The organism is Roseococcus sp. (assembly GCF_965227005.1).
Classification (GTDB): domain Bacteria; phylum Pseudomonadota; class Alphaproteobacteria; order Acetobacterales; family Acetobacteraceae; genus Roseococcus.
Map to the genome: position 1 here is coordinate 1 of NZ_CBDDFJ010000037.1, position 19731 is coordinate 19731.

A 19731-nucleotide genomic window follows, 5' to 3' on the forward strand; every position below is an offset into this window, starting at 1 on the left:
CACAGCACTCTTCCAGGGCCTGCAGAAGGCCGTGGACTATGGCGACTTCCTGGCCAAGGCGATGCTCTACGACCACCTGACCAAGAAGAAGGGGGAGAGCCAGGAGCTTGCGTTGGGGGCGGATCACTGAGGAGTTCGTGAACTACGATCGGCTGCCGGGGCGCTTCCGCGGCACGCTCGAGGATCTCGGCCTTCTCTGGTTCTACAACTTCAAGATCCGCTCGGTGAAGGTCGCCCTCGCGCTGCTGCGGCGCAACCCGGTCCATGCCGTGCTGGGGAACCTCTTCCTGCCGGACTTCGGCTCGGTGCTCGACGACAACCTGATCTCGAAGGCCTGGGGCGGCGGGCTGCCCTACTCCGTCGGGCCGGGCATGGGTGTCCGGGCCCTGGGTCTCAATCCTTGGGCAAATGCCATGAATTGACGCACGGGTTGGTTGCGGGACATGGTGCCACCCGCAACCAACCGGAAAGATTTCGACAATGTTCAAGCTCGTGGCCCTGCTTCTGGCGACGGTGGCTCTAGCCGGATGTAATGCGTCGCCGGCCGAGATGGCCGCGCTCAACGCACAACTCAACGAAATGGGCCGGCCTGGCGCTTTCGGGCAGCCGGCGCAGCTGCAGCCGATGTACATGCCGCAGGCCCAAATCTACCAGCCGCGGAACGCCATCACGAACTGCTTCCAGACAGGGCCCGTGGTGAACTGCCGTTGAGCTGAAACCCGGTGTTGGGTCAGCTGTTGGGTCGAGCCTCTGGCGCCGAATTAGAAAGTGAGTGATTCAAGGCGCTAAGGGAAGGGTGATGGTGGAGCTGAGCGGGATCGAACCGCTGACCTCGTCATTGCGAACGACGCGCTCTACCAACTGAGCTACAGCCCCGCATCACACCGACGGACACGAAGTAAATGTGCCCGAGGCGGCGGGTTTTGCGGGATGATCGCGGGGGTGTCAAGCGGGCCTCCGCCGCATTCCGGGGTTGCCCAGTCGGCGGCCATCCGCGACAAGGGCGCTTGACGCCGTCGCAACCGGAGCGCCGCCCCGCGATGATCCTCGATGCCCCTCTTCTTTTTGCTTCAGGCCGGCCTGACCCTGTTTTTCTGGGCCATCCTGATCGCTTCGATCTTGTCCCTGCTGACAGGCTTCGGCGTTCTGGACACGCGCAACCGCCTGGTCTGGTCGCTCTGCGATTTTTTCTATCGCGTGACCGAGCCGGTGATGCGCCCGGTGCGCAACCGCATGCCGAACCTCGGCAGCGTGGACATCTCGCCGCTCATCGTGCTGCTGCTGGTCCAGGCCTGCATGCTGCTGGTGAGCGCGGTCCAGGGCTACCTTATCCGCGGCGGGTTGTATTTCTGAGATGACCCAGATCCTCGACGGCAAGGCTCTGGCGGAACGGCTGCGCGGCAAGCTCGCGGAGCGGACCGCGCTCCTCTCCTTCAAGCCGGGCCTCGTGGTGGTCCGGGTCGGCGAGGATCCGGCGAGCGGGGTCTATGTCCGCAACAAGGACCGCGCGGCCACCCAGGCCGGCTTCGCCTCGCGCACGCGCCATCTCCCCGAGGCGACCACCGAGGCCGAGTTGCTGGCCGAGATCGCCGCGCTGAACGCCGATCCCGAGGTGGACGGCATCCTCGTCCAGCTCCCGCTGCCCAGGCACATCCGCTCCGAGATGGCGATCGCCGCCGTCGACCCGGCCAAGGATGTGGACGGCTTCCACCCCATCAACGCCGGCAAGCTGGCCTCCGGCCTGCCCGGCCTGGTGCCCTGCACGCCGCGCGGGGCCATGCATCTGCTGGCCGAGGCGAAGGCGAAGCTTCCCGGCGCGCGGGCCGTTGTGGTCGGGCGCAGCCAGATCGTGGGGCGGCCCATGGCGCAGCTCCTGCTGGCGGCCGACTGCACCGTGACCATCGCCCATTCCCGCACGGCCGATCTGGCAGGCGAGTGCCGGCGCGCCGATATCCTCATCGCCGCGGTGGGCCGCCCGGAGCTGATCCGCGGCGACTGGATTCGCGAGGGCGCCATCGTCATCGATGTCGGCATCAACCGCATGCCGGACGGCAAGCTCAAGGGCGACGTGGCCTTTGCCGAGGCGCTGCCGCGCGCGGCAGCCATCACCCCCGTGCCGGGCGGCGTGGGGCCATGACCATCGCCTGCCTGCTGGAGAACACGCTGGAAGCGGCGCTGGCCCGTCGCGGCTAGCGCCTCGACGCCATCCGCGCCCCGCCGCAGGATGGATGAAACGCCGGACGATTCCCCATCAACCTCCTCCTCGCCGTGGCCTATGTCCTGCTCTGGGGCTCGGCCTTCAATGCCGCGCGCGTCATCGCGCTGGAGTGGTCGCCCCTCTGGGCGCTGCTGATCCGCTTCGTCGCCGTCGTGCCTTTGCTCTGGCTGGTGGTGCGCCTGCGCGCCGCGCCGTTGCCCCAGGGCGCGGATCGCTGGCGCGTGGCGGCGATGGGGGCCTTCGGCATGGGCGGCTATCTGGCCTGCGCCTGGGTGGCCTCGGCGCATGTGCCCTCGGGGCTGGTGGCGCTGCTTTCCGCGAGCTCGCCGCTTTTCGTCGCGATGGGCGGACGGCTGCTCGGCCAGCGCCTGGCGCCGATGGGCTGGGTGGGCCTGGGCCTGGGGTGGCTGGGCGTCGCGACGCTCGGACTGCTGCGTTCGGCCGATGGAATCGAGACGGCCGAGGCCTGGGGCCTGGGCACGGCATTGCTGGGCGCGCTGCTGCAGGCGGTAGGGGTGCTGGCCTTCGCCCCGGCGCGCGACCGGGTGGACCCCTGGGCCACGAATTTCGTGCAGACGCTCGTCGGCATGGCGGTGCTCGCCGTACTGGTTCTCGGCTGGGGCGGATCGATGCCGACGCAGGTGACGCCGGCCGCGCTGGGCGCGCTGCTCTATGTCTCGCTGCTGGTCGGGATGGTGGGCTATGCGCTGTTCTTCGTGGTGATCCGGCGCTTCGGGGCGGCCAATGCGGCGGCCCTGCAGCTCATGGCGCCGCCCGTGGCCGCGCTGATCGGCTGGGCGCTTCTGGGCGAGCGCCTGGCCTGGGGCGACCTTCTGGGCGGGGCGATCACCCTGGCCGGATTGCTGCTGATGTTCCGCGCGCGCTGATCCTGGCCTAGGCTCCATCCATGCTCCACGGCCGCAAGATCCTCCTGATCGTCTCCGGCAGCGTCGCCGCCTTCAAGGCGCTGATGCTGGTCCGCCTGCTGCGCGCCGAGGGCGCCACGGTGCGCGCGGTGCTGACGGCGGGCGGGGCGCGCTTCGTGACCCGCGAATCGCTGGCCGCCATCACGGGCGAGCACGTCTCCGACGATCTCTGGGCCGCCGAGAGCGAGATCGGTCATATCCGCCTCGCCCGCTGGGCCGATGCGGTGGTGGTCGCGCCCGCCTCGGCGAGCCGGCTGGCGCAGATGGCGCAGGGCCTCGCGGGGGACCTGGCGGGCTGCGTGCTGCTCGCCACCCGCGCGCCGGTGCTGGCCGCCCCGGCGATGAACCCGGCCATGTGGGCGCATCCGGCGACGGAGGCCAATGTGGCGCTGCTGGCCGCGCGCGGCGTCCGCTTCGTCGGGCCGGGCGAGGGGGCGATGGCCGAGCCGGAGAGCGGCCCCGGCCGGCTCGCGGAGCCCGAGGAGATGGCCGCCGCCATCCGCGCCCTCTTCGCCGAGGGACCGCTCCAGGGGAAGCACGTCCTCGTCACCGCCGGCCCGACGCAGGAGCCGATCGACCCCGTGCGCTACATCTCCAACCGCAGCAGCGGCAGGCAGGGCTATGCCATAGCCGCCGCTTTGGCCGCCCTGGGCGCCCGGGTGACGCTGGTGAGCGGGCCGGTGGTGCTCGCCGCGCCGCCCGGCGTGGCGGTGAAGCGCGTCGAATCGGCCCGCGACATGCTGGCCGCCTGCGAGGCGGCCCTGCCGGCGGATGCCGCCATCTTCGCCGCCGCCGTCGCCGATTGGCGTGTGGCGCAGGAGGCGGGCCAGAAGATGAAGAAGGAGCCGGGCGCGGACGCGCCGACGCTGACCATGGCGCTGAACCCCGACATCCTGGCGACCGTCGCGAAGCATGCCGTGCGCCCCCGGCTCGTCATCGGCTTCGCGGCCGAGACCGAGAACGTCGTGGAACATGCGCGGCAGAAGCTGGCGCGGAAGGGCTGCGACTGGATCGTGGCCAATGACGTGTCCGGCGACGTCTTCGGCGGCGGGGAGAACACCGTGCACCTGGTGAGCGCCTCGGGCGTGGAGGACTGGCCGAAAATGCCCAAGGAAGAAGTGGCCGCGAAGCTCGCGGCCCGCGTTGCGGAGTTTTTTGAATGAAGGTTCTGGTTCAGCGGCTTGCCCATGCGGAGGGCCTGCCGCTTCCGACCTATGCCACCTCCGGCGCGGCGGGGATGGACCTGCTGGCCGCGAAGGACATGACCATCCCCGCCGGCGGCCGCGCTCTGGTGCCGACGGGCCTGTGCATCGCGCTGCCCGAGGGCTTCGAGATGCAGGTGCGCCCGCGTTCCGGCCTGGCGCTGAAGCACGGCATCACCTTGCCGAACTCCCCGGGGACGGTGGACGAGGATTATCGCGGCGAGGTGGGCGTCATCATCCTGAACACCGGTTCCGAGGCCTTCGCCATCGCGCGCGGCGACCGCATCGCCCAGGCCGTCTTCGCGCCGGTGACGCGGGCAGTGTGGGAAGAGGTGGTGGTCCTGCCGGAGACGCAGCGCGGAGCGGGCGGCTTTGGCTCGACGGGCCGCAAGTAATCCCCATATTCCCGGCATGGACCTCGATTTCACCGACGACGAGCTGAACCGCTACTCGCGCCATATCATCCTCAAGGAGGTGGGCGCGATCGGCCAGGCGAAGCTGCGCGCGGCCCGCGTGCTGCTCGTCGGCGCGGGTGGGCTGGGTTCGCCGCTGGCGCTTTACCTCGCCGCGGCGGGCGTCGGCACGCTCGGCCTCGTCGATCATGACGCGCTGGAGCTCTCCAACCTCCAGCGCCAGATCGCGCACACCACCTCGCGCATCGGCCAGAACAAGACCGACAGCACCGCCGCCGCGCTGCGCGACCTCAATCCCGACGTGCGGATCGAGCTCCATACCCGCCGCATGGACCGCGCCGCCGCGGAGGAGCTGATTCCCCAATACGACGTGATCTGCGACGGCACGGATAATTTCCCCACGCGCTTCCTTCTGGGTGATGCCTGCCACCTGCTGAAGAAGCCCCTGGTCAGCGCGGCGGTGCTCCGCTTCGAGGGTCAGCTCTCCGTCTTTCGCGCCCATGAGGGCCCGCCGCACCCCTGCCACCGCTGCCTCCACCCGGAGTTGCCGCCGGAAGGCCTGGTCCCGACCTGTTCGCAGGCCGGCGTGCTCGGCGCGGTGGTCGGCGTGATGGGCACGCTCCAGGCCACCGAGGTGCTCAAGGTCATCATGGGTATCGGCGAGGACATGTCCGGCCGGCTGCTGCTCTGGGATGCGCTGGACGCCCGCTTCCGCACGGTGAAGCTGCGGCGCGACCTGGAATGCGCTCTTTGCGGCGAGAGCGCGACCATCCACGACCTTTCGGCCCATTCGTGAATCCGCTCGGGATTCTGCTCCTCTCCGGCGGGCATGAGCGCGGCCATTACGCGCTGATGCTGGCCACGGCCGCCGCCGCGATCGGCCGACCGGTGACGATCTTCGCCACCAATGCCGGCTGCCGCCTGCTGCTCAAGGACGCGCCGCTCGAGGCGGATGCGCGGGAGGAACAGCTTGCGCAGGCCGGCGTCGCGACCGTCGCGGTGCTAATGGAGGCTGCCCACGCCCTCGGCATCCGCATGATCGTCTGCGAGGCGGGGCTGCGCGCGGAATCGCTCGAAAAGGCGCCTCTGGCTGAGGCGGTCGAGGTCGCCGGCATCGTGACCTTCCTGGGCGCGGTCGGGTCCGGGCAGGTGATTTCGCTCTGACTCTTGACCCGGCACGGACAAGCGCGGCATCGATGACGTCATGAGGGCACGTTTTTCCATCGCGGTACTCGCGGTCGCCGTTGCCGTCGGCGTCTCGGTTGATGTCGCCGCCCAGTCCAGCCTTGGCGGTTCGCAGACGCTTGCGCCCCCGCGCGCCTCCGGGGCGACGCCTCCCGCCGCCCCGGCGACCTCTTCACCGACTGGCCGGCCGGCCCAGGCCCAGCGTCCCACGACGCCCGCGCGTCCGGCCCAGGCCCAGCGCCCCGCGACGTCCGCGCGCCCGACACCAGCCGCGCGGCCCGCTCGCCCGCAGGCCCAGCGTCCGGCCACGCCTCCGCAGACGGCGGCGCAGCGCCGCGCCGCCGCGCAAGCTGCCACGGCCGCCGCTGCTGCGGCCGCTGCCGCCGCGGCCGCCTCCGCTGCGGCCCAGGCCACGCCGGCGCCGCCCGAGCCGCAGGCGACCATCGGCAGCGTCACCGGCCTGCCCATGCCGCGTTTCGCCGCGCTGCGCTCCAACGATGTGAACCTGCGCGTCGGTCCCGACCGACGCTTCCCGGTGGAGTGGCGCTACCAGCGCGCCGACCTGCCCGTGCAGATCATCCGCGAGCACGACCAGTGGCGCCGCATCCGCGATCCGGACGGGACCGAGGGGTGGCTCGCCGCCTCCAACCTGCAGCCGGGCCGCCGGACTTTCATCGTTCGCGGCGAGGCGACGACCGAGATCCAGCTCCGCCGGCGCCCCGAGGATGGCGGCGCCTCCGTCGCGCGGCTGCGCCCCGGCGTCATCGGCCGTATCCGGGCCTGCGACGGGGGCAGCGCCTGGTGCGAGGTGCAGATCCAGGACCGGCGCGGCTACATCAAGCGGGCGGACATCTTCGGCGTGATGCCCGACGAGGAAATCAAGTAGCGGGAAGCGCCCCGTCGAGCTCCTGGTCGAGCTTCAGGACCTCGCCCGCGAGGTAGAGGCTGCCGCAGATCAGGATCCGGCCCGGCGTCTCTTCCGCCACGATCCGCGCCAGGGCCGAGCGCACATCCGGCCCCGGCCGCGCCACCCCGCCGCTGGCCGCGACGATCTGCTCGACCGACATCGCCAGGTGCTGCCCCGGCTCCTGCACGGCCGTGACGCTGGCGGCGATCGGCAGGAGCGGCGCGAGGAAGCCCTCCGCCGTCTTGCCCTGCTTCATGCCGACCACGAGGTGCACCGGTCGGTCGTCCCAATCGCGGAGCGATTCCGCGAGCGCCAGGCCCGCGCCGGCATTGTGCCCGCCATCCAGCCACACCTCCCAGGGCGATCCCGAGGAAGGCGGCGGCACCAGGGCACCGTGCAGACGCTGCAGTCGCGCCGGCCATTCGGCATTTGCGACGCCGAGCGCGATGGCCTTGTCGGTCAGCCAGATCGGGTTCCAGGCGCGCATCGCCGCGATGGCGATCCCGGCATTGTCGGGCTGGTGCGCCCCCTTCAGGCCCAGGGGCGGCAGGGTCAGCCGGCCCTTCGCGTCCTCGTAGACGTGGCCGCCCTCGGCCGGGTGGATCCGCCACTCGGGAGTCGCGGGCCAGCAGCGTGGCGCCGAGGGCGGCCGTACAGGCCGAGATCACGCCCAGCGCGACCGGATCCTGCCGCCCGGTGACGCAGGGGGCGCCCGAACGGATGATGCCGGCCTTCTCGAAGGCGATCTTCTCCAGCGTGTCGCCCAGGAAATCCATGTGGTCCATGGAGATGCTGGCGATGGCCGTGACGGCGGGGTTCTGGACCACATTGGTCGCGTCGAAGCGCCCGCCCAGGCCCACCTCCAGCACCAGCATGTCGGCCGGGACGCGGCTGAACAGCAGGATCGCGACGGCGGTGGTGATCTCGAAGACGGTGATGGGATCGGTGCCGTTCACCTCCTCCACTTCCTCCAGCGCGGCGACCAGGAATTCCTCGGAGACGAGGTGCCCGGCCAGGCGGATGCGTTCGTGGAAGCGCACCAGATGGGGGGGAGGTATAGACATGCACGCGCCGGCCCGCGGCCTCGCCGATGGCGCGCAGGAAGGCGCAGGTGGAACCCTTGCCGTTGGTGCCCGCGACATGGACCACGGGCGGCAGCCGCCGCTCCGGATGGCCCAGCTTCGCCAGCAGCTTCTGCAGCCGGCCGAGGCTGAGATCGATGAGGACCGGATGCAGCGCGTGCAGCCGGTCGATGATCACTTCCGAGCGAGGCATCAGGCGGCCGCCGGCACGGCCTCCCCTTCGGCGTCCCTCAGCAGGCGGATCAGGCGGCCGAGCGTCTCGCGCATCTCGCTGCGCTTCACCACCATGTCGAGGATGCCGTGCTCCAGCAGGTATTCCGCCCGCTGGAAGCCCTCGGGGAGCTTTTCGCGCACCGTCTGCTCGATGACGCGCGCGCCGGCGAAGCCGATCAGCGCGCCGGGCTCGGCGATCTGGATGTCGCCCAGCATGACGAAGCTGGCGGTGACGCCGCCGGTCGTGGGGTCGCACATGACGACGATGAAGGGCAGGCCGGCATCCTTCACCATCTGCGTCGCGATCACGGTGCGGGGCATCTGCATCAGGCTCACCGCGCCTTCCTGCATGCGCGCGCCGCCGGAGCTGGCGAAGACGATCAGCGGCGCGTCCTGCAGCACGGCCAGGCGCGCGGCGGTCACGATGGCCTCGCCCACGCCGGCGCCCATGGAGCCCGCCATGAAGGCGAATTCGAAGGCCGCGACGACGGCGCGCTGGGCCTCGATGGCCCCGTGGCCGACCAGCACGGCGTCATCCATGCCGGATTTGACCTGGGCGTCGCGCAGGCGATCGGAGTAGCGGCGCTGGTCGCGGAAGCGCAGGGGATCGGCCGGGGCCTTGGGCAGCTCGATCTTCTGCCAGCCCTCGTCCAGCGTGGCCTCAAGCCGCTGGCGCGCGGAGAGCCGCATGTGGTGGCCGCAATGGGGGCAGACGCGGAGATTCTTGGTCAGATCCGTCTGGAAGATCATCTGCTCGCAGGAGGGGCACTTGTGCCAGAGGTTCTCGGGCACCTCGCGAGAGCCGAAAAGCGTCTTGATCTTGGGCAGCGCCCACTCGGAAATCCAGTTCATCGTCTTTTGCCCTCAGTCGCCGGGCACCGGCCCCCGCCGCTTGGCGTCACGCCCTGGGAGGGCGCACCCGGATGGGGGGCGGTCGCGGCGCGCCGGCCGCTGTCGCGGCCGGGCTCATGCGTCATGATGTCGCGTCTGACATGACGGCGCTTGGAGGCGGGGTCAAGCTTCACGACGTGATGGCTTCGTCGCGGTTGGATGCTAAAGAGGGTCCATGCCTCGAGTGGCGGCCGCAAGGTCGCGTTCCGCGGCCGCTAGCCCTCGAGCTGCCCCCCGGCTCGAAAGACGGCCCCCCCCGAGCGGGCCAAAAACCAGCGGGCCCAAGGCCCGAGCCGAGTCCACGGCCCGCCGGAGTCTCGGCGGGCTGCTCCTTCGCCTGGGCGTCATCCTGGCGATCTGGAGCGCCTTCGCTTTGGCCGCCGTGCTCCTGTGGTTCACCTGGGACATGCCCCGCACCGACTCGGCGCTGGAGCACAAGCGCCGCCCGAGCGTCACCCTCCAGTCAGGCGACGGCAGCCCCCTCGGCACCCAGGGCGACCTCTATGGCGAGACGATGCGCCTGCGCGACATGCCGGCCTATGTCCCCGCCGCGCTGCTTGCCATCGAGGACCGCCGCTTCCGAAGCCATTTCGGACTCGATCCAATCGGTCTGATCCGGGCGCTTTACCGTAACTTCTCGGCCGGCGACGTGGTGCAAGGCGGCTCCACCCTCACCCAGCAGCTCGCGAAGAACCTGTTTCTGAGCCCGGCCCGCAGCACGCGGCGCAAGGTGCAGGAGGCACTGCTGGCCTTCTGGCTGGAGTACCGCTTCAGCAAGGACCAGCTGCTCGAGATCTATCTCAACCGCGTCTATCTCGGCGGCGGGGCCTATGGCGTGGATGCGGCGGCGCGGCTGTATTTCGGCGTCTCGGCGCGGCGGCTGACGATCCCCCAGGCGGCGATCCTAGCCGGCCTGCCCCAGGCACCCTCGCGCTACAATCCGCGCTCCAACCCCGACGGCGCGATGGCGCGCGCGCGCGACGTCCTGGCCGCCATGCGCGACATGGGCGCCATCACCGAGGACCAGGAGCTCCGGGCGGCCGAGGAGATGAGCATCCCGCCGCGCCCCTCGCGCAATGGCGGCTGGTTCGCCGACTGGATCTTCGAGGACATCCCCGAGGCCTTCCCCGGCAGCGCCGACCTCGTGATCCGCACCACCCTCGATCCGCTCTGGCAGAATGCCGTGGAAACGCGCCTGGGCGCCCTCCTCGACGGGCGGGGCCGCCAGGCGCGGGTGGGGCAGGGCGCGGTGATCGTCATGGAGGCCCAGACGGGCGCGGTCCGCGCCATGGCCGGCGGGCGGGATTTCCAGCGCTCGCCCTTCAACCGCGCGACCAATGCGCGGCGCCAGCCGGGCTCCACCTTCAAGGCGCTGGTCTATCTCGCTGCCCTGGAGCGCGGCGCGAGTCCGGGCGATTCGGTCAGCGATCTGCCGTTGGGGGGCGGCCGCTGGTCGCCCTCCAACGGCCATTGGCGCTCGCGCGGGTCGATCACGCTGGAGGAGGCCTTCGCGCAATCGGTGAACACGGCGGCGGTGCGCGTGATGCAGATGGGCGGTGGGCCGCGGTCGGTGGCGGAGGTGGCCCGGCGGCTCGGTATGCGCGGGCGCTTCCCCACCGATGGCTCGATCGCGCTGGGCACCGGGGAGGTCACGCTGATCGACCTCGCCGCCGCCTATGCCGCCATGGCCAATGGCGGGCGCCGGGTGACGCCCTTCGGCATGGGCCGCGTGGAGGCCGAGGGGCGGGTGATCGCCACACCCCGGGCCGAGATGCCGCAGGTCATCTCCAGTTCCAATGCCGAGCAGATGCGCCAGATGATGTCCTCCGTGACGCGCTATGGCACGGGCCGCCAGGCGGCGGTTCCGGGCCTGGCCACGGGCGGCAAGACGGGCACCACCCAGGACTTCCGCGACGCCTGGTTCCTGGGCTTCGTGCAGCTTCCTTCCGGGCCGCTGGTGATCGGGGTATGGCTCGGCAATGACAACAATGTCGGCATGGACGATATCTCGGGGGGAACGCTGCCGGCCCGGCTGTTCCGCGAGATCGTCGAGACGGCGCGGGCCGCGCCCTAGCGGATGACGCTCCGCTGGGACGTGCTGCTGGCCATCCTGGGGATGGCGCTCTCCACCTACCTGCTGCGGGCCGGCGGCTATGCGCTGCTGCGCGCCTTCCGGCCGACACCCTTCGTCACGGCGATGCTGGGCCACATGCCGGGCTGCATCTTCGTGGCCTTCGTGATCCCCGCTCTGGTGATCGGCGGGCCGGTGCAGCTCCTGGCCGCGGCGGGCGTGGTGGGCGTGATGATCGGCACGCGCAGCTACATGCTGGCCATCGGCGCGGGCGTCGCGGTGATCTGGCTGATGCGCCAGACCACCTGACGGTCAGGCGGGCAGGGCCTCGGGCGGGGGCGGCGCCGGCGGCAATTTCGCCGAGAACAGCCGCAGCCCGGCCGAGTCGCAGTGCTGCTTGATCCGCCGGTTGAGCTCGCGCCCCACCGCCCAGCGCCGCGCGGGCGGCGTCATGATCCGGGCGCGAAGGAAGACGCCCATATCGGTCATCTTGTCGACGCCGATGACCTCCAGCGGCGCGAGCAGCTGCGGCGCCCAGGCCTCGTCGTCGCGCATGGCCTCGCCCACCTGGCGCAGGATCATCACCGCCTTGTCGGTGTCCACCGAATAGTCGAGCGCGACGTCCACGACGGCGTAGCCGAAGTCGCGCGTCTGGTTCGTCACGGTCGAGACCGAGCTGAAGGGCACGATATGAATGGACCCATCCACCGCCCGCAGCCGGATCGAGCGGATCGAGAGCTGCTCGACCGTGCCTGACAGCCCGCCGACCGTGACCGTGTCGCCCACCGTCACCGCATCCTCCAGCAGGAGGAAGATGCCGGTGATGACGTCGCGCACCAGCGTCTGGCTGCCGAAACCGACGGCGAGGCCGACGACGCCGGCACCGGCCAGCAGCGGGGCGACGTTGATGCCGACCTCGGTCAGCGTGGTGATGCCGACGACCACGAGCAGCACGCCCGCGATGGCGGTCCGCAGCATGGGCAGCAGGGTCCGCACCCGCGCGCTGCGGGCGGCCTGGCCGTCCTTCGGGAGGGATTTGAGCTGACGCTGGATGGCGGAATTCGCCGACTCCCAGGCCACGAGCGCGACGACCACCGTGATCCCGATGGTCGAGACGCCCGAGACGAGCCGCCCGCCCCAGCGCCCGGTCTGGAACCAGGACAGCGAGTGCAGGCCCCAGGCCTCCAGCAGCAGCACGAAGACGAAGGCCGTGATGATGGTCGAGACGATGCTGCGCAGCGCGGGCAGGTAGCGGTTGGCCCGGGCCTCCAGGCCTGGATACTTGCCGGACAGCTCGGTACTGACGCGGAACAGCCAGTCGAGCAGCCGGCGCAGGCCCTCGTCCAGGATCTTGCCGCCCGCGATGATGGCGACCGTGGTCAGCGAGGCGCCGAAGAGGCGCTCGAAGCCGCGGTCGATGCTCATCGCCCAGACCGCCCAGGCGGAGAGCAGCCAGAGGATGATGATGACGTGCCAGGCCAGGGCCACGCGGTTGCGCAGCGCGCGCATCAGGCGGCGGCCGGCGGCGGGCTGCTCGCCCTCGGCCAGGGCCGGCGCGTCCAGCAGCCCGGCGACCGCGCTGCGGTTCTGCAGGACCACGACGGCCGCCAGCAGGGTCAGCACCAGCAGGCCGAAGCGCCAGATGGTCTGATGCGCGCCATAGGGCAGGCCGAAGAGCATCGCGGTCTCGGCGATGGTGTAGAAAAGCACGCCGGTCAGCGCGAGTCGGCGCAGCCAGAGCATGGCATAGGCGGCCGTCTCGTCGTCGCAGGCGGCGATCCGCAGCCGCGTGGCGTTGGGTGCGAAGAATAGGCGGCCCACGGCCATGATGGCGCGCGCGGTCATATAGGCGAAGACCACCTGCTCCATGATGAGCCGGTTGGACGGCCAGAGCGCGAAGGTATCCACCATGGCGATGGCGAAGAGGCCGAAGCCCAGGATGGGCAGCATGTCGAGCGCGAGATGGGCGAGCAGATAGGGGAGGCTGCGGAAGCGGCGCATGGGCCCGTCCACCGCCGCGACGCGCGCCTGGAGCATCCGGTGCGGCCGGCGGGTGACGAAGCGCAGGATCCGCTCCACCACGACGCCGCCGACGAGGACGAGCGCCAGCTTCCAGGCGAGGTTCAGGACCTGCGATTGCAGGCGCTCGTCATAGGTCAGGCGGCTGAACCAGTCGCCCACCGCACTGAGCTCGGTCGCGGCCGAGAGGCGCGCGAGGGTGTTCTCCAGGAAGGCGACGAGCCTCTGGCTGACGCCGGTGACGATCTCGGCCGGGACCAGGGCCGGGTCGGCGGCTGCCGGCGGGGCCGCTGCGGGCGCGGGGGCGACGGCAGGCGCGGCGGCGGGAGCGGGAGCGGGAGCGGGAGCGGGGGAAGGGGCGGCTGCGGGCGCCGCCACGCCCGGCGTGGCCTCCAGCGCCCGGATCAGGGCGGCGCGGCGGTTCTCATCGCGCAGGATCGCCAGCAGGGAGCCCAGCTCGGCCTGAGGCGAAGCCGCGACGGAAGCCGGCGCCGCGGCTTCGGCGGGCGGCGGCGCGGGGGCGGGTGTCTGTCCCAGGGCCGGAAGGGCCAGGAGCAGGAAGAGGAAAGGCAGGAGGCGACCGAGCATGACCCCGGGTTTTGGACCTCGCAGGGCCGAGGTCAAGTTCGCGCCGCAGAATGCGACGCCCATCCAGGCGCCGGGAAGACTCGATCGTCCGTTCATCCGTCGTCTCATGGGGCCACTTCTGGGCACCCATGTGGCAGCGCTGGTTGCGCTTTGGCCGATCGGGAGCACAATGGCGGCATGAAGACCCTCTTCACCATTCTCGTGGCGGCTTCCATGGCCGCGACCCTCGGCGTGCTCGTCGCCGGCATGATCGGAATGGCGCGCGGCGTGTCCGGCGAGACCTCGCAGAAGCTGATGCGCTACCGCGTGCTGCTGCAGGGGCTGACGCTGGCCCTCTTCGCCATCCTGATGCTGATCTGGAAGTAGAAGAGGGGCCCGAAGGCCCCTCTCGATACGGCTACCGGCTCAGCAGCCAGTCCGGCAGGCCCGTCACCAGGGTCACGGGGAAGAGCGTGACGAGAATCACCGTCAGCACCAGCATCAGGAAGAAGGGCATCGAGGCCTTGGCGACCTCGAATTGTTCCTTTCCTGTCATGGTTTGCATGACGAAGAGGTTGAATCCCACCGGGGGCGTGATCTCCGCGATCTCCACGAGCAGCACGATGAAGATGCCGAACCACACCAGGTCGAAGCCCGCCTGCTGCACCAGGGGGATCACGATGGAGGTGGTCAGCACGATCATCGACACGCCGTCGAGCGCGGTCCCCAGCACGACATAGACCACGGTCAGGATGGCGATCAGCCCATAGGGGCCGAGGTTCATGTGCGCGACGCCCTCGGCCAGGGCCGCCGGGATGCCGGTCAGCGCCATCGCCTTGGTCAGGAAGGCCGCGCCCGCCAGGATGAACATGATCATGCAGGACAGGCGCGTCGCGCCCTTCACGCTGTCGGTGAAGCTCTGCCAGGTCAGCGAGCTTTCGCCGGCGGCGATGCCGAGCAGCGCGAAGAAGGCGATCGGCCAGGCCTGCGAAAGCGGGATGATCCCGAACGCCCAGGCCAGCACGTCCAGCCCCAGCAGCGCGTAGCCGGGCTTGCGCCCCGCGGCCATGAGCAGCGAGCCCAGCACGCCGAAGGCCGCGGCCTCGGTGGCGGTGGCCCAGCCCACGAACATCGTGCCGATCACGACCACGATCAGCACGGCGCAGGGGATCAGCTTGGCGCTCTGCCGCATCTTCTCCGCGAAGGAGAGGCGCGGCTCCGGCGGCGGCTGCTTCTTCGGGTTCATGATGGCCCAGCCGGCGATATAGGCGCTGAACAGCATCATCACGATCAGGCCGGGGATGCAGCCGGCGATGAAGACCCGCACGATCGAGACCTCGGCCGCCACGGCATAGACCACCATGATGATCGAGGGCGGAATCAGGATGCCGAGCGTGCCGGACGTGGCCAGCGAGCCGATGGCCACATCCTCGTCATAGCCGCGCCGCTTGAGCTCCGGCAGCGCGATCTTGGAGACGGTGGCGCAGGTGGCCGCCGAGGAACCCGAGACCGAGCCGAAGATGCCGCAGGCCAGGATGTTCACATGCAGAAGGCCGCCGGGAATGCGCCGCACCCAGGGGGCGAGGCCGTTGAACAGCTCTTCGGAGAGCTTGGTGCGGAAGAGGATCTCGCCCATCCAGACGAACATCGGCAAAGCGGCCAGCGTCCAGGAGCCCGTCGCCTCCCAGAAGGAGGAGGCGAGGAAGAGGCCGGGCGAGGGGTGCGCCGCCGCCATGGCCACATAGCCCACGGCGGCGAGCGACATGGAGATCCACAGCCCCATGCCGAGGAAGACGCAGAGCAGGACGAGCAGCAGCAGCGCGAAGGGAAGAAGTTCCATGGCTCAGACCTCCGCCGAGAAGTCGCCGGCGGCGGCCCGTTCCTCGGCCGCCCGCACGTAGGAGGGGATCGCGCCCCGCACCACGGCGACCAGCTCGTCGATGATGGCGATCAGCAGGATGCCCGAGCCCAGGGGCATGGCCAGCTTGGGGATCCAGAGCTGGAAGGGCACCGTGCCCTGCGCCACCTCCTCGATCTCCCAGGAGAACATCACGTCCTGCGCGGTCCAGAAGACGACATAGCCGACCAGCACGGCCGCCATCGCCAGGACGATCATCTCCATGACGCGCCGCGCGCCCGGGCCGAGCCGGTCGAGCACCATGCCGACGCGGATCAGCTCGCCGCGCTTGAAGGTGGCGCCGAGGGCGAAGAAGGTGGTCGCGACGCAGAGATAGGCGCTGAGGTCGTCGGCGCCGGGGAACTGACGGTTGGTCTCGCGCAGGGCGACCTGCGCCATCATCACCAGGAAGATTGAGAACAGCGACAGCGCGGCAAGGCCCGCGCTGGCAGAATAGAGGGCGTCCAGCGCACGGCGCATGATGTGAACCGCCTCAGGCGCGATAGGCCGCGATCAGCTTCTGCCCATCCTCGCCGGTGCGCGAGATCCACTCCTCGGTCATCTGCGCGCTGATGCGACGCATGCCTTCCATCAGCTCGGGCGTCGCCTGGCCGATGGTGAGGCCGCGCTGGCGCAGGGTGGCTTCCGTGGAGGCGGTGGCCTCCTCGCTCATGCGCCATCCGCGCGTCTCGGCGGCGGCCGCGGCGGCGCGGATGGCGGCCTGCGTTGCGGCGGGAAGCGCGTCGAAGGCCCGCTTCTGCACCATGATGGCGTTGCGCGTGAAGGTGAAGCCGACGGGGGTGAAGACGCGGCAATAGTCCCAGGCCTGGGTGTCCACGCCGGTCTGCGCGGAGGTGGCCATCGCGTTCACGACGCCGGTGGCGAAGGCCTGCGGCAACTCCGCCTGCTGAACCAGGGTCGGGCTCGCGCCGATCAGCGTGGCGAAGCGGTTGGTCATGACGTTGAAGGTGCGGAACTTGGTGCCGCGCAGGGATTCCAGCGAGGCGAGCGGCGCGTTGGAGTAGAAGCCGCCCGGGGGCCAGGGCGTCATGTAGAGCAGCGAGATGCCCTGCCGGTTCAACCGCGCCTCGACATAGGGCTTCGCCAGGTCCGACAGGCGCTTGGCGTCGGCGTAGTTGCTCACCAGGGCCGGGATGCTGTCGACCTCGAGGAAGGCGTCCTCATTGCCATAGGCGGAGAGCAGGATTTCGCCGAGCTGCACCTGGCCGGTCTGCACGCCGCGCTTGATCTGGCCCTGGGGCAGCAGCGCCGCATTGGCATGCAACTGCACCCCGATGCCGGCCGTGTTCAGGTCGGCCAGGAAGGACTGGATGTTGCGCGTGTGGAAGTTGGCTTCCGGATAGGCCGTGGCCATCTGCCACCGCGTCTGCGCCGAGGCGAGGCGGGGCAGAAGCGGGGCGGCGGTCGCGGCGGCCAGCAGGGCGCGGCGGTTCATGGACATGGGACGTGCCTCTCCGGGATTTATCGCGCCCGGATCATCGACCGAGGTCCCGCGTGGATGCAAGCCCGCCAAATGCCGGGCTTGCTGCCATCACCAAGGGTCCGGACGGCGATCTGCCTGTGTCGCGGGCAAACGCCAGCCGGTTGTGGCATCATCCGGGGCGGGCGCCGTCCCGCGCGGCGGCGGGTTCAGCCCGCGGTGGCGACGTAAATCTTGAGCTCTTCCGTTTCCTGCTCCGCCTCGGCGATGCGCGCCTTCACGAGATCCCCGATCGAGATCATGCCGGCCAGGGCGCCCTGGGCATCGAGCACGGGCAGGTGCCGGACGCGATGGTCGGTCATCATCTGCAGCGCGTGCTGGACCGTGCTGTGGGGCGTGATCGTGTGGAGCACGCGCGTCATGAGCTGCCCCGCCGTCATGTTCATCACCGGTTCGCCGATGCCTGCCATGGCGCGTACGATGTCGCGCTCGCTGACGATGCCGAGAACGGCGCCGTCCAGTTCGGTCACCAGAACCGCGCCGATCCGGTGCTGGGCCAGGGTTCGGGTGACGGAGGCGACGCAGTCACCCGACCGCACGGCGATGATCTGGCTGCCTTTTCCCCGCAAGATGTTCTGGATCAGCATGAGCTTCCTCCTTGGTCCTCACTGGGCAACGAATTGCCTCGATGCAAGGTTGCTCCCGCGCCGGCCTCGGGTGCAATGGAAAGCTCTGCTGCACCGCGGCAGAGCTTTGGAAGCCCTGGGAATATTTCTTCCGGCGCTCAGCCCGAGGAGGTGCCCGTCAACTGGGTGCGCACGAGCTCCGCGAAGCGCCCGTTCATCGCGATGAGCTCGGCAAAGCTGCCGCGCTCGACGATGCGACCCATGTCGAAGACCAGGATCTCATCGGCGTCGCGCACGGTGGAGAGCCGGTGCGCGATGATGAAGGTCGTCCGTCCCGACATCAGCGCGCGCAGCGCCTTGGCCACCTTGGCTTCCGTCGCCGCGTCGAGCGCGCTGGTCGCCTCGTCGAGGATCAGCACCGGCGGATCCTTCAGCAGCGCGCGGGCGATGGAAAGCCGCTGCCGCTGCCCGCCGGAGAGCGTCGTGCCGCGCTCGCCGACCATGGTGTCGTAGCCGTTGGGCTGGCGGATGATGAACTCATGCGCCTCGGCCATGCGGCAGGCCCGCTCGACCTCCTCCTGCGTCGCGTTCGCGCGGCCGACCAGCAGGTTGTCGCGGATGGAGCGGTTGAAGAGCATGCTCTCCTGGAAGACGACGCCGATGTTGTGGCGCAGGCTCTCCAGCGTGATGTCGCGAAGATCCGTGCCGTCCAGCGTGACGCGCCCTTCGGTCGGATCCCACAGGCGCTGCATCAGCTGCATCGAGGTCGTCTTGCCCGCGCCCGTGGCGCCCACGAGGGCCACGGTCTGACCGGGATGGGCCACCAGGTCGATGCCGCTGAGGATGCGGCCGCTATTGGGGTAGGAGAAGCCGACGCCCTCGAACCGCACCTCGCCCACGGCGCGGCCGATATCCTTTGCGCCCGGCCGCTCGGGAACGGTGCTCATCGTGTCCAGCACCTTGAAGTACTGCCGCAGCGAGGGCGCCTGGAACAGCATGTGCGACACGAAGCCGACCGCGCCTTCCATGCGCGAGACCAGCAGCGTCGCGAAGCCCATGAAGCTCACGATGTCGCCGACGGTGGCCTTACCCTGCAGGTGCAGCATTGTGCCCAGCATGAAGATCGCGATGACGGTGATGGTGCTGGAGGCGCGCGTCAGCACGCTCACCACCGCCCACCAGTTGAGCACGGGGAACTGGTGGTCGAGCACCTGGCGCATGATGTCGCCGAACATCTTCGCCTCGCTGTTGAGGCGGGTGAAGGACTGCACCACCACCACGTTGGACAGCGCATCCTGCGCCGAGCCCGCGAGCTGGGTGTGGAACTCCTCCACCTTCATCTGCGCCGTCTGCGTCTTGCGGATGACGAAGGCGGTCAGCGCGGTGAAGACGACGACCAGGCCGATCAGCAGCAGGCCGAGCCGCCAGTTGAGCACCATGGTGAGCGGCAGCAGAACCAGCGCGCTCACCACGGTCATGAGATGTTCGCGGAAGAAGGCGAGCCAGAGGCCGAAGAGGTTGTCCGAGCCGACCAGCATCACCTTCATCAGCCGGCCGGACTGCACGTCGCCATGGAATTCCAGCGGCAGCGCGAGCACATGCTGGAAGTAGCGCGACATCATGATGAGGCGGTTGCGATGCGCCATGCGGTCCGCCAGCAGCGACACCGCGACATTCGCGCCGATGGAGGACAGGCCCACCGTCGCCCAGATGGCGAGCAGGGTGTAGGCGGCGGCCCAGACGTCCGCCACCTCCATCCGGTCCGTCTTGGACAGCAGGTCGATGACGCGGCCGAAGAGCACCGGCTCCAGGAATTGCAGCCCGGCCAGCGCGATGGCGGCCGCGGTCAGACCATAGGCCACCCATTTGTCGGCGCGCAGCAGCGCGAGCACGCGTCCGTAGAGATGCAGAAACGCCATCGGCCTCGATCCTGAACGGCTGAGAACACTGCCTGTAGCGACCATAGGGCACCGCGCAACCCTTGCCAGTGTTGCGACAGCCCATCCAGCGGCATGGCCGCATCATCCCTGCTTGAACCATCGGGCACCGCGGTCCAATCTCCTCGACAAAGCT

General features: G+C 69.9%; 19 protein-coding genes, 1 tRNA gene and 2 pseudogenes. 13 read left to right on the forward strand and 9 right to left on the reverse strand.

From position 1 onward, the window contains the following. Positions 1 to 137: 137 nt before the first annotated feature. Both ACO057_RS19720 and ACO057_RS19725 read left to right on the forward strand, forming a co-directional pair. Complete coding sequence (locus tag ACO057_RS19720) at positions 138 to 422, forward strand: hypothetical protein (RefSeq protein WP_421994652.1); 285 nt, start codon at positions 138 to 140, stop codon at positions 420 to 422. A 58-nt stretch (positions 423 to 480) separates the two neighbouring features. Further along, entirely contained in the window at positions 481 to 711 is a 231-nt protein-coding gene (locus ACO057_RS19725; RefSeq protein ID WP_421994654.1) for a hypothetical protein, read from the forward strand. Between the two features lie 89 nt (positions 712 to 800). Here ACO057_RS19725 and ACO057_RS19730 read toward each other — a convergent pair. Then, a tRNA-Ala gene (locus tag ACO057_RS19730) sits at positions 801 to 876 on the reverse strand. A 174-nt stretch (positions 877 to 1050) separates the two neighbouring features. On the opposite strand from ACO057_RS19730, the gene ACO057_RS19735 reads away from it, so the two are divergent. The 8 genes and pseudogenes from ACO057_RS19735 to ACO057_RS19770 all read left to right on the forward strand — a co-directional run bounded on the left by ACO057_RS19735 (position 1051) and on the right by ACO057_RS19770 (position 6830). Beyond that, on the forward strand, positions 1051 to 1353 hold the full coding sequence (locus ACO057_RS19735) for a YggT family protein (protein ID WP_421994656.1): 303 nt from the start codon (positions 1051 to 1053) through the stop codon (positions 1351 to 1353). Position 1354: 1 nt separating this feature from the next. Beyond that, positions 1355 to 2193, forward strand: a pseudogene (folD, locus tag ACO057_RS19740) (bifunctional methylenetetrahydrofolate dehydrogenase/methenyltetrahydrofolate cyclohydrolase FolD). A 75-nt stretch (positions 2194 to 2268) separates the two neighbouring features. Next, entirely contained in the window at positions 2269 to 3105 is an 837-nt protein-coding gene (locus ACO057_RS19745; RefSeq protein WP_421994658.1) for a DMT family transporter, read from the forward strand. Between the two features lie 20 nt (positions 3106 to 3125). After that, a complete protein-coding gene (gene coaBC / locus ACO057_RS19750) occupies positions 3126 to 4307 on the forward strand; it encodes a bifunctional phosphopantothenoylcysteine decarboxylase/phosphopantothenate--cysteine ligase CoaBC (RefSeq protein WP_421994660.1) in 1182 nt (393 codons plus the stop codon). Continuing rightward, positions 4304 to 4741, forward strand: a complete 438-nt coding sequence (gene dut / locus ACO057_RS19755) for a dUTP diphosphatase (RefSeq protein ID WP_421994662.1) — start codon at positions 4304 to 4306, stop codon at positions 4739 to 4741. The genes coaBC and dut overlap by 4 nt, the downstream gene beginning before the upstream one ends. Before the next feature lie 16 nt (positions 4742 to 4757). Next, positions 4758 to 5555: a HesA/MoeB/ThiF family protein gene (locus tag ACO057_RS19760; protein ID WP_421994664.1), complete on the forward strand. Its 798-nt coding sequence runs from the start codon at positions 4758 to 4760 to the stop codon at positions 5553 to 5555. Then, positions 5552 to 5923: a DsrE family protein gene (locus ACO057_RS19765; protein ID WP_421994666.1), complete on the forward strand. Its 372-nt coding sequence runs from the start codon at positions 5552 to 5554 to the stop codon at positions 5921 to 5923. The genes ACO057_RS19760 and ACO057_RS19765 overlap by 4 nt, the downstream gene beginning before the upstream one ends. A gap of 40 nt (positions 5924 to 5963) precedes the next feature. Then, positions 5964 to 6830: an SH3 domain-containing protein gene (locus ACO057_RS19770; RefSeq protein WP_421994668.1), complete on the forward strand. Its 867-nt coding sequence runs from the start codon at positions 5964 to 5966 to the stop codon at positions 6828 to 6830. Here the strand turns inward: ACO057_RS19770 and ACO057_RS19775 are convergent. After that, positions 6823 to 8126 (reverse strand): annotated as a pseudogene (locus ACO057_RS19775) (bifunctional folylpolyglutamate synthase/dihydrofolate synthase). The gene ACO057_RS19770 and the pseudogene ACO057_RS19775 sit on opposite strands and share 8 nt — an antisense overlap. Further along, positions 8126 to 8998 carry an acetyl-CoA carboxylase, carboxyltransferase subunit beta gene (gene accD, locus ACO057_RS19780; RefSeq protein WP_421994670.1) on the reverse strand — a complete coding sequence of 291 codons (873 nt, stop codon included), beginning with the start codon at positions 8996 to 8998 and terminating at the stop codon, positions 8126 to 8128. The pseudogene ACO057_RS19775 and the gene accD overlap by 1 nt, the downstream one beginning before the upstream one ends. A gap of 421 nt (positions 8999 to 9419) precedes the next feature. Between accD and ACO057_RS19785 the strand changes: the two genes are divergently transcribed. Then, a complete protein-coding gene (locus tag ACO057_RS19785; protein WP_421995542.1) occupies positions 9420 to 11111 on the forward strand; it encodes a transglycosylase domain-containing protein in 1692 nt (563 codons plus the stop codon). A gap of 3 nt (positions 11112 to 11114) precedes the next feature. Continuing rightward, a complete protein-coding gene (locus tag ACO057_RS19790; RefSeq protein ID WP_421994672.1) occupies positions 11115 to 11417 on the forward strand; it encodes an AzlD family protein in 303 nt (100 codons plus the stop codon). A gap of 3 nt (positions 11418 to 11420) precedes the next feature. On the opposite strand, the gene ACO057_RS19795 is transcribed toward ACO057_RS19790, so the two are convergent. Beyond that, positions 11421 to 13715 (reverse strand): mechanosensitive ion channel domain-containing protein, encoded by a 2295-nt coding sequence (locus ACO057_RS19795; RefSeq protein WP_421994674.1) that lies wholly within the window; start codon positions 13713 to 13715, stop codon positions 11421 to 11423. 177 nt (positions 13716 to 13892) lie between these two features. Here ACO057_RS19795 and ACO057_RS19800 point away from each other — a divergent pair, with 177 nt between their 5' ends. Beyond that, positions 13893 to 14081 (forward strand): twin transmembrane helix small protein, encoded by a 189-nt coding sequence (locus ACO057_RS19800; RefSeq protein ID WP_421994676.1) that lies wholly within the window; start codon positions 13893 to 13895, stop codon positions 14079 to 14081. A gap of 31 nt (positions 14082 to 14112) precedes the next feature. Here ACO057_RS19800 and ACO057_RS19805 read toward each other — a convergent pair whose 3' ends face one another. From ACO057_RS19805 to ACO057_RS19825, 5 genes are all read right to left on the reverse strand, one after another. Further along, positions 14113 to 15534 carry a TRAP transporter large permease gene (locus tag ACO057_RS19805; protein ID WP_421994678.1) on the reverse strand — a complete coding sequence of 474 codons (1422 nt, stop codon included), beginning with the start codon at positions 15532 to 15534 and terminating at the stop codon, positions 14113 to 14115. A 3-nt stretch (positions 15535 to 15537) separates the two neighbouring features. Further along, positions 15538 to 16071: a TRAP transporter small permease gene (locus ACO057_RS19810; protein ID WP_421994680.1), complete on the reverse strand. Its 534-nt coding sequence runs from the start codon at positions 16069 to 16071 to the stop codon at positions 15538 to 15540. Positions 16072 to 16084: 13 nt separating this feature from the next. Further along, entirely contained in the window at positions 16085 to 17053 is a 969-nt protein-coding gene (locus ACO057_RS19815; protein ID WP_421994682.1) for a TRAP transporter substrate-binding protein, read from the reverse strand. Positions 17054 to 17241: 188 nt separating this feature from the next. After that, entirely contained in the window at positions 17242 to 17679 is a 438-nt protein-coding gene (locus ACO057_RS19820; protein WP_421994684.1) for a CBS domain-containing protein, read from the reverse strand. A gap of 137 nt (positions 17680 to 17816) precedes the next feature. Continuing rightward, complete coding sequence (locus ACO057_RS19825; RefSeq protein WP_421994686.1) at positions 17817 to 19577, reverse strand: glucan ABC transporter ATP-binding protein/ permease; 1761 nt, start codon at positions 19575 to 19577, stop codon at positions 17817 to 17819. Positions 19578 to 19731: the final 154 nt, after the last annotated feature.